This is a genomic window from Paenibacillus thiaminolyticus, assembly GCF_003591545.1.
In the GTDB taxonomy this organism is placed as follows: domain Bacteria; phylum Bacillota; class Bacilli; order Paenibacillales; family Paenibacillaceae; genus Paenibacillus_B; species Paenibacillus_B thiaminolyticus_A.
In genome coordinates, this window is record NZ_QYZD01000028.1 from 44,140 (window position 1) to 57,518 (window position 13,379).

General features: G+C 52.9%; 15 protein-coding genes. 11 read left to right on the top strand and 4 right to left on the bottom strand.

Annotation, left to right across the window (positions count from 1 at the left end; genetic code table 11):
- The first annotated feature begins 29 nt into the window (after nucleotides 1-29).
- From pyk to DQX05_RS23010, 4 genes are all read left to right on the top strand, one after another.
- The gene (gene pyk, locus DQX05_RS23000) at nucleotides 30-1,463 is read left to right on the top strand and encodes a pyruvate kinase (RefSeq protein ID WP_119795450.1); all 1,434 of its coding nucleotides are present in this window, start codon (nucleotides 30-32) and stop codon (nucleotides 1,461-1,463) included.
- 123 nt (nucleotides 1,464-1,586) lie between these two features.
- Nucleotides 1,587-2,066, top strand: coding sequence for an acyl-CoA thioesterase (locus DQX05_RS23005; RefSeq protein WP_119795451.1), 480 nt, complete (start codon nucleotides 1,587-1,589; stop codon nucleotides 2,064-2,066).
- Nucleotides 2,063-2,203: a hypothetical protein gene (locus tag DQX05_RS31060; RefSeq protein WP_182914848.1), complete on the top strand. Its 141-nt coding sequence runs from the start codon at nucleotides 2,063-2,065 to the stop codon at nucleotides 2,201-2,203. The genes DQX05_RS23005 and DQX05_RS31060 overlap by 4 nt, the downstream gene beginning before the upstream one ends.
- Nucleotides 2,204-2,228: 25 nt before the next feature.
- Entirely contained in the window at nucleotides 2,229-2,633 is a 405-nt protein-coding gene (locus DQX05_RS23010; protein ID WP_087445252.1) for an FxsA family protein, read from the top strand.
- Nucleotides 2,634-3,709: 1,076 nt separating this feature from the next.
- Here the strand turns inward: DQX05_RS23010 and DQX05_RS23015 are convergent.
- Nucleotides 3,710-4,231 (bottom strand): ClbS/DfsB family four-helix bundle protein, encoded by a 522-nt coding sequence (locus DQX05_RS23015; RefSeq protein ID WP_119795452.1) that lies wholly within the window; start codon nucleotides 4,229-4,231, stop codon nucleotides 3,710-3,712.
- 182 nt (nucleotides 4,232-4,413) lie between these two features.
- Nucleotides 4,414-5,529 (bottom strand): sporulation integral membrane protein YtvI, encoded by a 1,116-nt coding sequence (gene ytvI, locus DQX05_RS23020; RefSeq protein WP_119795453.1) that lies wholly within the window; start codon nucleotides 5,527-5,529, stop codon nucleotides 4,414-4,416.
- Nucleotides 5,530-5,845: 316 nt separating this feature from the next.
- Here ytvI (DQX05_RS23020) and citZ point away from each other — a divergent pair, with 316 nt between their 5' ends.
- From citZ to DQX05_RS23040, 4 genes are all read left to right on the top strand, one after another.
- Nucleotides 5,846-6,958, top strand: a complete 1,113-nt coding sequence (citZ, locus tag DQX05_RS23025) for a citrate synthase (protein ID WP_119795454.1) — start codon at nucleotides 5,846-5,848, stop codon at nucleotides 6,956-6,958.
- 153 nt (nucleotides 6,959-7,111) lie between these two features.
- Nucleotides 7,112-8,410: an NADP-dependent isocitrate dehydrogenase gene (gene icd / locus DQX05_RS23030; RefSeq protein ID WP_119795455.1), complete on the top strand. Its 1,299-nt coding sequence runs from the start codon at nucleotides 7,112-7,114 to the stop codon at nucleotides 8,408-8,410.
- A 13-nt stretch (nucleotides 8,411-8,423) separates the two neighbouring features.
- Nucleotides 8,424-9,365, top strand: coding sequence for a malate dehydrogenase (gene mdh, locus DQX05_RS23035; RefSeq protein WP_119795456.1), 942 nt, complete (start codon nucleotides 8,424-8,426; stop codon nucleotides 9,363-9,365).
- Nucleotides 9,366-9,551: 186 nt separating this feature from the next.
- Nucleotides 9,552-9,929, top strand: coding sequence for a hypothetical protein (locus DQX05_RS23040; RefSeq protein WP_259392156.1), 378 nt, complete (start codon nucleotides 9,552-9,554; stop codon nucleotides 9,927-9,929).
- An 81-nt stretch (nucleotides 9,930-10,010) separates the two neighbouring features.
- Here DQX05_RS23040 and DQX05_RS23045 read toward each other — a convergent pair whose 3' ends face one another.
- On the bottom strand, nucleotides 10,011-10,658 hold the full coding sequence (locus DQX05_RS23045; RefSeq protein WP_259392157.1) for an ABC transporter substrate-binding protein: 648 nt from the start codon (nucleotides 10,656-10,658) through the stop codon (nucleotides 10,011-10,013).
- Between the two features lie 160 nt (nucleotides 10,659-10,818).
- On the opposite strand from DQX05_RS23045, the gene dhaS reads away from it, so the two are divergent.
- From dhaS to DQX05_RS32475, 3 genes are all read left to right on the top strand, one after another.
- Entirely contained in the window at nucleotides 10,819-11,388 is a 570-nt protein-coding gene (dhaS, locus tag DQX05_RS23050; protein WP_119795458.1) for a dihydroxyacetone kinase transcriptional activator DhaS, read from the top strand.
- Between the two features lie 85 nt (nucleotides 11,389-11,473).
- Complete coding sequence (locus tag DQX05_RS32470; RefSeq protein ID WP_259392158.1) at nucleotides 11,474-11,611, top strand: hypothetical protein; 138 nt, start codon at nucleotides 11,474-11,476, stop codon at nucleotides 11,609-11,611.
- Nucleotides 11,612-11,742: 131 nt separating this feature from the next.
- Complete coding sequence (locus DQX05_RS32475; protein WP_259392159.1) at nucleotides 11,743-11,940, top strand: oleate hydratase; 198 nt, start codon at nucleotides 11,743-11,745, stop codon at nucleotides 11,938-11,940.
- 213 nt (nucleotides 11,941-12,153) lie between these two features.
- Here the strand turns inward: DQX05_RS32475 and ytvI (DQX05_RS23060) are convergent, their stop codons facing one another.
- Nucleotides 12,154-13,290, bottom strand: a complete 1,137-nt coding sequence (ytvI, locus tag DQX05_RS23060) for a sporulation integral membrane protein YtvI (protein ID WP_119795459.1) — start codon at nucleotides 13,288-13,290, stop codon at nucleotides 12,154-12,156.
- Nucleotides 13,291-13,379 lie beyond the last annotated feature (89 nt).

A 13,379-nucleotide genomic window follows, 5' to 3' on the forward strand; every position in this document is an offset into this window, starting at 1 on the left:
AAGAGAGCACAACATTGGAGGAAACTCATATGCGTAAAACGAAAATTGTCTGTACGATCGGTCCTTCCAGCGAATCCTTGGAAAACATCAAGAAAGTGATTATGGCCGGCATGAATGTCGCCCGTCTGAACTTCTCGCACGGCGACTTCGATGAGCACGGCAACCGCATCAAAAATATTCGCCAGGCTTGCGCTGAGCTCAACAAGACAGTTGCTATTCTGCTCGACACGAAAGGCCCGGAAATCCGTACGGGAAAATTGGCGGTAGAGCCGATTGACCTCGTTCAGGACGAATATGTCACATTGACCACGGAAGAAATTTTGGGAGACAAGGACCGCATCTCGGTTACATATAAAGAATTGCCGCAAGATGTGGAAGTAGGTTCGACGATTTTGATCGACGATGGTCTGATCGGACTATCTGTTGTTGATATTCAAGGCACGGAAATCAAATGTAAAATCGTTAACGGCGGAACGATTAAGAGCAAAAAAGGCGTAAACGTTCCAGGCGTTAAGATTTCGCTGCCAGGTATTACAGAGAAAGACGCAAGTGATATCCGCTTCGGTATTGAACAGGGTGTCGACTTTATTGCGGCTTCTTTTGTGCGTAAAGCGAGCGACGTCATGGAGATCCGCAACCTGCTCGAAGAGAACAACGCAGGCCACATCCAAATCATCTCGAAAATCGAGAACCAAGAAGGCGTGGACAACCTCGACGAGATTCTGGAAGTGTCCGACGGTCTGATGGTTGCGCGCGGTGACCTCGGTGTCGAGATTCCGGCCGAAGAAGTTCCACTCGTTCAGAAGCGAATGATTGAGAAGTGCAACCTGGCCGGCAAGCCGGTCATTACTGCGACGCAAATGCTTGATTCCATGCAGCGCAACCCGCGTCCGACCCGCGCCGAAGCGAGCGACGTGGCGAACGCCATCTTCGATGGAACGGATGCAATCATGCTGTCGGGCGAGACGGCTGCAGGTAAATATCCGGTAGAGTCGGTGCTGACAATGTCCCGCATTGCGGAGAAAGCGGAGTCTGCGCTCGAATATCATGAGCTTCTGGCGAAGCAAAGCTCGAAGCAGCAGGCAACTGTAACCGACGCTATCAGCCAAGCGGTAGCGAACTCTGCATTGGAGTTGGATGCGAAGGCAATTATCAGCTCTACGCAGACAGGCTATACGGCACGGATGGTATCCAAATACCGTCCGAAGGCGCCAATCATCGCCGTCACTCCATCGGAGCAAGTGATGCGCGGACTGTGCCTGTCCTGGGGCGTCGTTACCGTCAAGAGTGAAGCGGCCAATTCGACGGACGAAATGTTCGATGAAGCGGTTCGCGGCGGCGTGAAGACGGGTATCGTATCCGAAGGCGACCTCGTCGTCATTACGGCTGGCGTGCCTACTGGCTGCGCAGGTTCGACGAACTTGATCAAGATTAGCCAAATCGGCCAAAGCCGCCTTTCCTAATTGGCAGCTTTTGATACGAACAATGATTCCATAAAAACAAGCAGAAGCAATGGTGCAACCGCCATTGCTTCTGTTGCATTTGTGAGCGAAGGCTCCATAGGATACAATAGGGGGAGAAAGGGAATGAGCGATTCCGAAATGAACACGCAAGCCGCGTGGTATGGATTTCCGCTTCGTGTTAGATATCAGGAGACCGATAGGATGGATGTTGTATTCCACGGCAATTACGTCACCTGGTTCGAGGTGGGCCGGACTGAATGGATTCGTGCCCAAGGCTTAACCTACCGTGAACTGGAAGCGCGGGGATTGCTGTTGCCGGTCGTCGACCTGCATCTGCATTTTATGCGCCCGGCTATATACGACGACACGGTTGTCGTGTTCACGAAGCTCATTCAGCGGACGCCTCTGCGCCTCACCTTCGCCTCCAGTATCTGCCGTGCAGGCGAGGAGGGTGCCGAAGCCGGTTGGTATGTTGAGCCGGAAGGCGAGCGCCTCGTTGAAGGCGAGACGACGCTGGCTTGGCTGAACGCGAACTGGAGACCGGCTCGAATCGAGCGGGAAGCGCCTGATGTATGGGAGCTGCTGAAGCAGGCATGCCCTTGACGCTCCTTCCAGGGCTGCTTAGGCGGCCGTTCGCGTTGTGGTATGGGCTGATGACCGACTGGCCATTGGCCGCCAGCAAAGGAGATAATGTGGCAGGCTGTGTTCGCGCGAGCCTCGGCTTCGCAGCTACAGCATGAACTTCAGTGGGAAGGAGATGCGAGCATGAACCCGATTATGATAGGCATACTTATCGTATTGACCTTAATTCCGGCTTTGGAAATATATGGATTCCTCCTCGTCAGCGGCTGGATAGGAGGGTGGAACACGTTCCTCCTGATCCTTTTGACCAGTGTGATCGGCGCGATCATCGCACGCTACGAAGCGGCTCAAGTATGGGGAGAGGCCCAGAAGCAGCTTCAAGCGAGACAGGTTCCGGGGCGGGCGGTCATTGACGGTCTCTGTATACTGGCTGGCGGCGTGCTGCTGCTGACCCCCGGGTTTTTCACGGATATCGTGGGCTTCACGCTCGTGTTTCCACTGACCCGGCCCCTATACAGGCATTACTTGCTCAAATGGATTGAAAAGAAAATGAAGGATGGCAGCTTCATCTACTATAAGCGATATTGATGAGGTGCGCCTGCACAGACAACGACATGATGCGTGCATCACGTCGTTGTTCCGTTCCGGCCACTTTTGAGAAATCGCCCCCTCGATTAGTGCAGGTAAGCACGTATAACCGCCTATGAACGCTATCCCCTTGCGTCAGGGCAGGTAAGCGCGTATGAACGCCTTATGGACGATATACCACTGCGTCAGGACAGGTAAGTACGTATGAGCACCCTATGAACGCTATCCCCTTGCGTCAGGAGCAGGTAAGCGCGTATGAACGCCCTATGGGCGATATCCCCTTGCGTCAGGACAGGTAAGCGCGTCTGAGCGCCCTATGGGCGATATCCCCTTGCATCAGGGGGAAGGTAGGAGCGTCTGAACTCCTTATGGAAGATATCCCACTGCGTCAGGACAGGTAAGTACGTATAAGCACCCTATGAACGCTATCCCCTTGCGTCAGAAGGGCAGGTAAGCGCGAATGAGCGCCCTATGAACGAAATCCCTATGCCTCAGGTCAGGTAAGCACGAATGAGGCCCTATGAATGATATCCCAATGCGTCAGGACAGGTAGCATAACCGTAACCGAGCCTTATCAGTGTTATCCCGTTTATTCAGGGTAGGGGCTTATAGGCTTTGTTCAATTCGGTCTTTGTGGATGATCCGGCCCCTGACGCGTTGGGATATTGGTTATAAGGACGCTCCTATGCTACATCTCCATTCGACAAAACCATCAATACAAGCAATATTACTAGCGCAAGAATCAGCATTTGTACTTAGTGCGTCCTATGCAGTAACGAGTTGCAGAAGTTTGGTGAGTGGCCTTTCCGGCAAGAGCCGGGCCCCTGACGTGTTGGGATATTGGTTATAAGGACTTTTCTAAGGTACCTTTCCATTCGATAAAGGCCCGGCACGAGACAAGAACAATTACAAGAACAATTATTACAAGAACAAAAAGAACAAGATCAAAGAACAAGATCGAAGAACAAGAATCAGCATAAGTACCTGGCGCTCCCTATCGAACCAACGATGTGCAGAATGGCTGGTACCTTGCCCCTCAAGCTTCCAGACCCGCGTCGCTGGACAGAGGTGACGGATTACGCTTGTTCCTGATGCTTTTTCCACTTCCTGATTTTTGCCCGGAATGTTTTGAAGGGAGCGGCGGAATTGATGTGGATCCATCGGGCCATCGGCCAGTTCGGTTTGTCCCCGGTCCATTTGCGGACAGATTGGATAAACAGTTCTTCTTCGCTTAAGGTGTCGATCCAGTCCAGCCACTGGCGTTCTGTATCTCGGAACAACCGCCGGAGTTCGGTCAAGGAAAGATCAGCGTAAGCAGCGTAGAAGGACTGGTACAGGCCGCCGAGCTGGTTCCATTTATAATCCGGCGCCGGCATGATAACGGGTTTTCCCGCCAGTTCGTCTTTATCCCAGCCCATAACAAGATTCAGCCATCCGAGCTGGTAGGCGATGATTTCGGCGGGAGTTCTATCGACTTCAGGAACTCTTTTGTCCTTTTGACTGTCGTCCATCCCCTCGAACTCACCGTCCAGCAGCAGATAAGCAGAATGGATGGTTTCTTTCAGCTGTTGTTTGGATGCGTATTCGTAGCTCGCCATGGCGACTCCCCTTTTCAGATTTTTCTATTATTTTACTAGATTGAACCTGACACCTCTATGTCATATTTCGATCGGTCCCGCAGCCAAAATTGATAACTGCATGCGGAATCCGGCGGCCGAAGTGGAAAGAGGGGGGCTACCCCCTCCTGGTGGTGATAGGATGCGGGCGCTTGTCCGGCTTCTTACTGCCTTCCGGCCATAATGTAGTTGCGCAAGTCCGTGAAGATTCCGGCCCGGTGCAGCGCGGCAATGATGACGACGGCGACAGGCCCGGCGATCAGGCCGAGCACGCCGAGCAGCTTGAGGCCGGCGAAGGTGGCCATGAGCATGATAAGCGGATCGAGCCCGAGGCTGGAGGCGAGCACTTTCGGCTCCATCACCTGGCGGGCGACGAGGACAATCGCATAGAGGACGGCAAGTCCGATGCCGAACGAGGTATTGCCGATCGCGAAGCTGTATATCATCCAAGGCACCATGACCGCTCCCACTCCCAGGTAGGGGAGCAGATCGACAAGTCCGACCAGTAGTCCGATTGTGATCGCGTAGTCGACCCGGAGCAGGATGAGGCCGATCGTGACGAAGACCATCGTCATCGAGATGAGCATGAATTGTGCCCGGCAGTAGCCGAACAGGGCCCCTTTCAGATCGTGCCAAATGGTGCCAGCTGGCGTCCGGAGCGGCTCCTGCACCCAGGCGAGCACCGTGCGCCGCCATCGCAGCCAATCCTTGCTGATGAAGAAGGCGGCGAGCAGGACGACGATCGCGATGGTTGCGACGTTGGGCAGGCTGGTGAGCAGCCGGACGATGCCATCCAGGAAGAGCGTGATCAGGTTCGTAATCGCGGTCGTGACGGTCTGCGCGGTATCGGCCAGATTGCGGTTGATCGATTCCTGGACATTCGGATTGTCCTTGTAGATCGAACTGATCAAATGAATGAGCTGCTGTACCTCCCCGCTATCGAAAAAACGGATGAACAACTCCCTCCATTGATTGAGTGTATAATCCATCGTTAACGATACTGTATATATTTCTTTGACGATGCGCGTAATGACGGCGGCCGCAATCGTCATCATTCCGAGCAGGAACAGCAGCAGCGACACCGTGACGCTAAGCCAGCGGGGAAAGCGCAGCGATTCGCTCATCCAATCGACGATCGGGTTCAGCAGGAGCGCGATCAGCCATGCGATCAGGAACGGGTACATCACAGGCAAGAGAATGTAGCAAGCGACGCAGACAAGGATGGATCCCCCCAGGACAAGGCTTCCTCTCCATAGCCGTTTCAACGATATGTGATTCATTTTCCCGTCTCCTTTCCGGCTTGGGTGACCGGGATTCCTGCTTCCCGGATCCGTACGTAGGACAGACCTTTATAAGTAATGCTATGCTTAAAATCACAAGACTTTCATTTTTATTTTCACAAAAAGCATTTATAGACGTGATAAAGCATTTCTATCCACATTCTGTAATGAAACCGTTCACAGTTCCGACAAAATCCTTTATGATTTAAAGTAGAAAGAACCTGCCTATTTTCAAATAGTCAGGGAACATCAGGATTGGCAGAGAAAAGGGAAACTAGGATTGATATAGGTAAGTAATGCAAAGGAGAGAGGACAGATGACAGCGACGAAAGGTTTGGAAGGTATTGTTGCAGCGGAATCGTCGATCAGCTCGATTATCGACGGCACGCTGACCTACCGCGGTTACAATATCGACGATTTGGCTGATTACGCAACCTTTGAAGAGGTTGTGTACTTGCTCTGGCATGGCCAGCTGCCGAACCGTGACGAATTATCTGCATTACAGAAGCAATTCGACGAGAGTGCGGCAATTTCTCCTGCCGTCATCGATCAAATGAGATTGTACCCGTCGAACGCCAATACGATGGCTGTTCTCCGCTCCGCGATTTCCGCTCTGGCCCTGTATGACGATCTGGCCAACGACATGAGCCGGGAGGCGAATGTCGCCAAGGCGGTGAAGCTGCAGGCGAAGCTGCCTACCGTGGTTGCCGCTTACGCGCGTCTGCGTGCGGGCAAGGAGCCGGTGGCTCCGCAAGCCGGCCGTTCCATCGCATACAATTTCCTGTATATGCTGACAGGGGAAGAGCCGGAGGCAAGCGCCGTGAAGGCGATGGACAAAGCGCTCGTCCTTCACGCAGATCATGAGTTAAACGCTTCCACGTTCGCCGCGCGCGTCACGGTGGCGACGCTCTCAGACATCTATTCCGGCGTTGTGTCGGCTATCGGAGCGTTGAAGGGACCGCTTCATGGCGGAGCCAATGAAGCCGTCATGAAGATGCTTGAAGAGATCGGTTCTCCCGATCGCGTGGAGGATTACATTCAAGATAAGCTCGATCGCAAAGAAAAGATCATGGGCTTCGGACACCGCGTCTACAAGAATGGAGATCCGCGCGCGAAGCATCTTCAGGCGATGTCTCGTGAGCTTGGCGGCAAGAGCGGCAATCTCGAGCTGTATAACATGTCGGTCCGCATTGAAGAGATTGTGACCGGTCAGAAGGGCCTGAAGCCGAACGTCGACTTCTATTCAGCCTCGGTGTACACGCTGCTTGGCGTACCGCGCGATCTGTTTACTCCGATCTTCGCGATAAGCCGGGTATCCGGATGGACGGCTCATATTTTGGAGCAATACGAGAACAACCGGATTATCCGTCCGCGCGCCGAGTACACCGGACCGGCCGTCCAGCGCTACGTTCCGCTCGCGGAGCGATAATCGACGGACACGGGATGGAGCAGCGAATAATCGAACTGGCTTGTGCTACCAGACGGCGGGTTGCTACAATGGAGTTGTGGCTCCCGCCGATCGTATGGCAGACGAAGGCTGCATCACATGATGGTGCGGCAATTTACTTAAGGAGGAACGTCCATGGTTCAATTGGAGAAGTTCGAATTACCTACTGAAGGCGAGAAAATTACAATTCAAGACGGCAAGCTGCAAGTGCCTAACCATCCGATTATCCCGTTCATCGAAGGAGACGGAACGGGCCGCGATATTTGGCGCGCATCGAAGCGGGTGCTCGATGCCGCAGTCGAGAAGGCGTACAATGGCGAACGCAAGCTGGCTTGGTATGAGGTGTTCGCGGGCGAGAAGGCCTATAACACATACGGCGAATGGCTGCCTAACGATACGCTGGCAGCGATCCGCGAATATATCGTCGCGATCAAGGGACCGTTGACGACGCCAATCGGCGGCGGTATCCGTTCTCTGAACGTCGCGCTTCGCCAAGAGCTGGATCTGTACACATGCTTGCGTCCGGTTCGCTATTTCCACGGCGTTCCTTCTCCGGTCAAGCGTCCGGAATTGGTTGACATGGTCATTTTCCGTGAAAATACCGAAGATATCTATGCCGGCATCGAGTATGCTTCCGGATCGGAAGAAGTGAAGAAAGTGATTGCCTTCCTGCAGCAGGAGATGGGCGTGAAGAAAATCCGCTTCCCTGAGACTTCCGGCATCGGCATCAAGCCGGTATCTTCCGAAGGCTCCAAGCGCCTCGTACGCGCAGCGATCGAATACGCGATCACTCATAAGCGCAAGAGCGTAACGCTGGTTCACAAAGGCAACATTATGAAGTTCACGGAAGGCGCGTTCAAGAACTGGGGCTACGAAGTGGCCGAGCAGGAATTCGCCGAGCAGACGTTCACTTGGGGCCAGTACGATCGCATCAAGGAAGCGGAAGGCGTAGATGCGGCCAACAAGGCCCAAGCGGAAGCGGAAGCGGCTGGCAAGATCATCATCAAGGACGCCATTGCTGATATCGCTCTGCAGCAAGTGCTGACGCGTCCGAAGGACTTCGACGTCATCGCTACGCTGAACCTGAACGGCGACTACTTGTCCGACGCCCTGGCTGCGCAAGTCGGCGGCATCGGCATTGCGCCTGGCGCGAACATCAACTATGTGACCGGACATGCCATTTTCGAAGCGACGCACGGAACCGCGCCGAAGTATGCGGATCTCGATGTCGTCAATCCGGGCTCCGTTATTCTGTCCGGCGTCATGCTGCTGGAGCATCTTGGCTGGCAGGAAGCTGCTGACTTGATCTACAAAGGCATGGAGACGGCGATCAACAATAAGACCGTAACCTATGACTTTGCCCGTCTGATGGACGACGCAACGGAAGTGAAATGCTCGCAATTCGCTGATCATATCATTAACCATATGAAATAGGGGGTCGACCGGAATGGCTATTCGACGCAACAAGATTACGGTAGTAGGTGCGGGATTCACGGGCGCTACTACTGCTTTGATGCTCGCCCAAAAGGAACTCGGAGACGTTGTATTGGTGGATATCCCCCAACTCGAGAATCCAACGAAGGGGAAGGCGCTTGACATGCTGGAGGCAAGCCCGGTGCAAGGGTTCGACAGCCAGATTACAGGTACCTCCAACTATGAAGATACGAAGGATTCCGACATCGTCATCATAACGGCGGGTGTAGCGCGGAAGCCGGGCATGAGCCGGGACGATCTCGTCAACACGAATGCAGGCATCGTGAAGTCCGTCTGCGAAAATGTGAAAAAGTACTGCCCAAATGCTTACGTCATCATTTTGAGCAATCCGGTTGATGCGATGACCTACGCAGCATTTGAAACGCTCGGCTTCCCGAAGAACCGCGTCATCGGCCAATCCGGCGTCCTGGACACGGCTCGTTACTGTACGTTCATCGCGCAGGAATTGAACGTGTCGGTGGAAGATGTCCGCGGGGTCGTGCTTGGCGGACATGGCGACGACATGGTGCCGCTCGTTCGGTATACGAATGTCGGCGGCGTGCCGATTGAGAAGCTGATTCCGCAGGAGCGCATTGATGCGATCGTGCAGCGCACCCGCGTAGGCGGCGGCGAGATCGTGAACCTGCTTGGCAACGGTAGCGCCTACTATGCGCCGGCGGCATCGCTGGTACAGATGACCGAAGCGATTCTGAAGGACAAGAAGCGCATTCTGCCGGTCATTGCTTACCTGGAAGGTGAATATGGCTACGACAAGCTATTCATGGGCGTATTGGCCATACTGGGCGGCGACGGCATCGAGAAAGTGCTCGAGATTGACTTGACGCCGGAAGAGCGGGCGGCATTGGACAAATCAGCCGAATCCGTGCGGAATGTTATCAAAGTTGTCGCCGGATAAATTGAAATTGTGACAAATATTATAGCGATATACAGAAAGATGGCCCAAAAATGGCCATCTTTCTTTGTGTTCAGAGGGAGAGTCTAGTATAATAGGAAGCAAAATTACATACATAACATGACTATGGAGGGAATGTTCCTTATGTACACGGCTCTTGTACTCTTGCATATTCTGGGGGCAGTCGCAATGGGGATTTATGCGGTCATCCCGTTTGTCGTCAATAAGCTGAAGCTCGTGTCGGCATCGGGGCAGGAGGGGCTGCTGCTTGGCGTTCATTCCGCGAACCGGATTGCCCAATATGCACTAATCGCGCAATTTCTGACGGGCGGCTATATGATTGGCAAAGGCAGCTATTCCATGCTGTGGATTATTTTGACGATGGTCGTGTTCCTCGCCATCGCCGCGCTGGGCGGCATTATGGGCAAGCAGATCAAGGTTGCGCTGCAGTCGGCGAAGGCCGGCCAGAGTAATACGGCGGCGATTGACAAGACGCAGATGTTCGCCACGCTCGTCTTCATCCTGTTCATCATCATGGTTATTTTGATGGTCTACCGCTACATTTAATCCGAAGCGGAACAGGGAGGGCCGTCCTGTACGTCATGCAGTATGACGAACGGGACCGCCCTTTTTTTCTTGCCAATCGCTCTATTTTTTCAACACCATATCGCGCACCATTTCCAGCACTTTTTCTTTGCCGAGCGGGAATGTTCCTAACGACCATGTTGGATTGTCCAACATATAGACGTGGCCGTTTTTCGCTGCCTTCAGCTTGCTCCACAGCTCGGATTTTTGCATGTCATCCAGCTTTTTTTGAGCCACTGCCAGATTATCTCCATACAGCCCCAAGAAAATATAGTCCGGATCGAACATGAATAGATTTTCAAGAGATACCATTTCGACGCTTGACTCCGTCGGCGCCCCTTCGCCTATCGGCAGCTTCAAATCAGAGAACAGGACGTCGCCGAGCAAAGCTTTTCCGTAATTCCGGTATTGCGACGCATTTGTCACGTACAGGGCAAACGTTGCATCTCCCGTGACGGCTTTAATTTCATCGCCGATTTTCTTGGCCTTCTCTTCATAATGAGCAAGCCATTCATTCATTTCCTTTTCTTTGCCCGAGATGCCGGCCATCTCGGGGAAGCGTTCGCGCCAAGTGTAAAAATCGCCCTCCAACTGCACTGTCGGCGCAATTTGCGTAAGCTGATCGTACAATTTCTCCGTGCGGCCGCTCGTAATAATCAAATCCGGATTCAGCGCCATTACGTCTTCCACCTTCACGGAGCCGGCATCCACCAAGGTTACTCATTCCAGCTTGTCCTTCAAGTAATCGGGCAGATCCGGGCCGGCTGACGACATAATCGGCTTGATTCCCATAGTCATTTGTAGCGGGATACGATTGCGGGTATAATAAGCATAAATTTCAGAGTTGTATTCTGATACAGCAGGTGATGGAATGTCCAGCTCGCTTATAACGAGGAAAGCGCTTGCGACCTCACTCAAGGAACTGATGAACGACCGCCCTTTCAATAAAATTACGGTCAAGCATATCGTGGATCGCTGCGGCTTGAACAGGCAAACGTTTTACTACCATTTCCAGGACATTTACGATTTGCTCGGCTGGGTTTACCAATCTGAAGCCGTCGAGAGCATCGCCCACTACCGAAGCTACAGCACATGGACGCAAGGACTCCGCAAAATTTTTCTCTATATCGAGAACAACAAAGCATTTTGTCTCAACACGCTTAACTCATTGGCAAGGAACCATCTCGATCATTATTTGTACAGCGTCACGATGGGCTTAATGAGGGATGTGGTGAACGAAGTCTCGGATACAATGGAGGTTCGGGAAGAGGATAAGAAATTTATCGCCAATTTCTATACGCTTGCCTTTACTGGCCTCGTGATTCAGTGGATGGAGAACGGAATGACCGAGAATCCGGACCGGATGATCCAAAAATTGAACGAGCTGTTGGAGGGCAATTTCTCCAAAGCGCTGCATCGCTATGAGCACAAGCCCCAGTAAGCGAGGCTGCCTCTCGCTAGAAAACTATACATTTTATTGCCAATGGCAAAAAATTATACAGCCGCCGCATGGCGTCGATTTCAATATGAAATGCACGGTGACCGATCTGGATTTCAAAGAAGGCAGCGGCATTACGGTAACGAGAATTCATTATGTCAAAGAGGGATCGCCGGGAACGATAGAGCTCAATGACGGCGACCTTATCATCGTGACGGGTCGATGACGGAGGGCTATAGCCTTGGCTCGATGACGTCCGCCCAAGCTTGAACGGCAAGGGAAGCTCGTGGAAGCTATGGGATCGCATCGCCGCGAAGAAGCCCGGATTGGGAAATCCCTTCTTCATTCGACGACCATATCGAAGGCTCGAAGTGGGAGTCCTTCACCGTAACCTGTCAGGACTCGAGATTTTTCGATCGGATGGAAGCCTTCTCCCGCAATAAAGCACGAACAGGCGCCTTGGTCACATTCAAGGAGTCCAGTTGGTTGATGTCGATTGTGCTAGCGCATCAGCCGCATTTCCGGAACCAGCCGGAGCATGTCCGCGTGTTCTAGGGCTACGGTCTGTACCCGGATAATGAAGGCGACTATGTGAAGAAAAAAATGTCGGACTGCAACGAGTATCAATATGACATTAGAACGCTGCTGAATGGGCTAGTGACGTCCTTCGGGTAAGAAAGCGTGAAGAGTTGCGGCGGGCCTGACAGGCAAAGAGAGCGCATTCCGGGGGAATGGCGCTCTCTTTGTTGTCCTTGCGAAGCTGCGTGATTATTTGGGTGCAGGGGGCGCCATCGGAAAGAAGGAGCCGGTCATAATATAGCGCCAGACATCGCGGAATACATGGGCCCGCTGCAGCGCCGTCAGCACGACGAGGGCGATGATGCCAACAAAAATGCCGATCACCCCGAACAGATGAAGTCCCGCGAACAAAAAGATAAGCAGCATAAGCGGATTCAGTCCGATGCTGGAGCCGTACACCTTCGGTTCAAAGGCATGCCGCGTCACAAGAATGATCGGCCATAACACCAGAAGACCGGTGCCCAGGAACAGGTTGCCTTCGATGAAGGAGAACACCGCCCACGGGACGACTATGGCGGGGATGCCGATCAGCGGAATCAGATCGACGATGCCGCCGATAATCGCGATCGTGAAGGCATACTCGACGCCAAGAACAAGCAACCCGAGGAAAAAGACGAGTGCGGTAATGCTGGATAAAATAATATGCCCCTTCACGTAACCGAAAATGGCATGCTGCAGATCGCCGCTTACGACGCTGAGGGAGGCGCGTACCCGTTCGGGCACCATCTGCTTGCTCGCCGTCGCCAGCGAATTCCACTGCTTGCTGATGAGATAGGTAGCGACCATAATAATGACGGTGATCACAGCCAGCTTGGGCAGGAACAGCACGCTCGCTTTAATAAAGTTGAATAAGTAGGCGACGAGAGCCGAGCCGGTCGTCGCGATCGTGCTCGTATATTTCGACAAGGACGATTGCAAGTCGATCGCTGTCAGCGTCTCATTTAGATCGGACAGGATAGCTTGGAATTCAGCGGAATGATAGTAATCATTCAGCCAATTCCTCCACTCGGCGATCTGCTCCTGCACGAGGCCGACGATATGCCAGGACTCCGACACGATCTTGGTCGTGAAGACGAAGATCGCGAAGGTTATGATCGAGCCGAACAGTAGAATGGAGGAGGCTACGGCGGTCCAGCGCGGGAACCTCCATCTTTGCTCCAAAAACCGGACGAGCGGGTTCATCATATAGGCCAGCAGCCAGGCAATCAGGAACGGGTAAATTATCCGGAAGCCATAATAAAATAGCAGGATAGCCCCGAGTGTGACGATGGTTACCCATATGCCGCGAAAAATGCGATGAACCAGTGTGACATTGAATAATGGCATGGCGTTCTTCCTTTCTTCCTATCCAACGGCGACAATTTTCGCTGTATTTTTTACCTTAATTTTAACAGACCGCGGGATGATTTCCAAAA

Coding starts and splice junctions, on each gene's coding strand:
- DQX05_RS23015 (WP_119795452.1), bottom strand. CDS start 4,231: ATGGCGAGCTACGAATACGCATCCAAACAACAGCTGAAAGAAACCATC.
- ytvI (WP_119795459.1), bottom strand. CDS start 13,290: ATGCCATTATTCAATGTCACACTGGTTCATCGCATTTTTCGCGGCATA.
- icd (WP_119795455.1), top strand. CDS start 7,112: ATGGTTCAATTGGAGAAGTTCGAATTACCTACTGAAGGCGAGAAAATT.
- DQX05_RS23005 (WP_119795451.1), top strand. CDS start 1,587: ATGAGCGATTCCGAAATGAACACGCAAGCCGCGTGGTATGGATTTCCG.
- dhaS (WP_119795458.1), top strand. CDS start 10,819: ATGTCCAGCTCGCTTATAACGAGGAAAGCGCTTGCGACCTCACTCAAG.
- pyk (WP_119795450.1), top strand. CDS start 30: ATGCGTAAAACGAAAATTGTCTGTACGATCGGTCCTTCCAGCGAATCC.
- citZ (WP_119795454.1), top strand. CDS start 5,846: ATGACAGCGACGAAAGGTTTGGAAGGTATTGTTGCAGCGGAATCGTCG.
- ytvI (WP_119795453.1), bottom strand. CDS start 5,529: ATGAATCACATATCGTTGAAACGGCTATGGAGAGGAAGCCTTGTCCTG.
- DQX05_RS32470 (WP_259392158.1), top strand. CDS start 11,474: ATGAAATGCACGGTGACCGATCTGGATTTCAAAGAAGGCAGCGGCATT.
- mdh (WP_119795456.1), top strand. CDS start 8,424: ATGGCTATTCGACGCAACAAGATTACGGTAGTAGGTGCGGGATTCACG.
- DQX05_RS23040 (WP_259392156.1), top strand. CDS start 9,552: ATGGGGATTTATGCGGTCATCCCGTTTGTCGTCAATAAGCTGAAGCTC.
- DQX05_RS23010 (WP_087445252.1), top strand. CDS start 2,229: ATGAACCCGATTATGATAGGCATACTTATCGTATTGACCTTAATTCCG.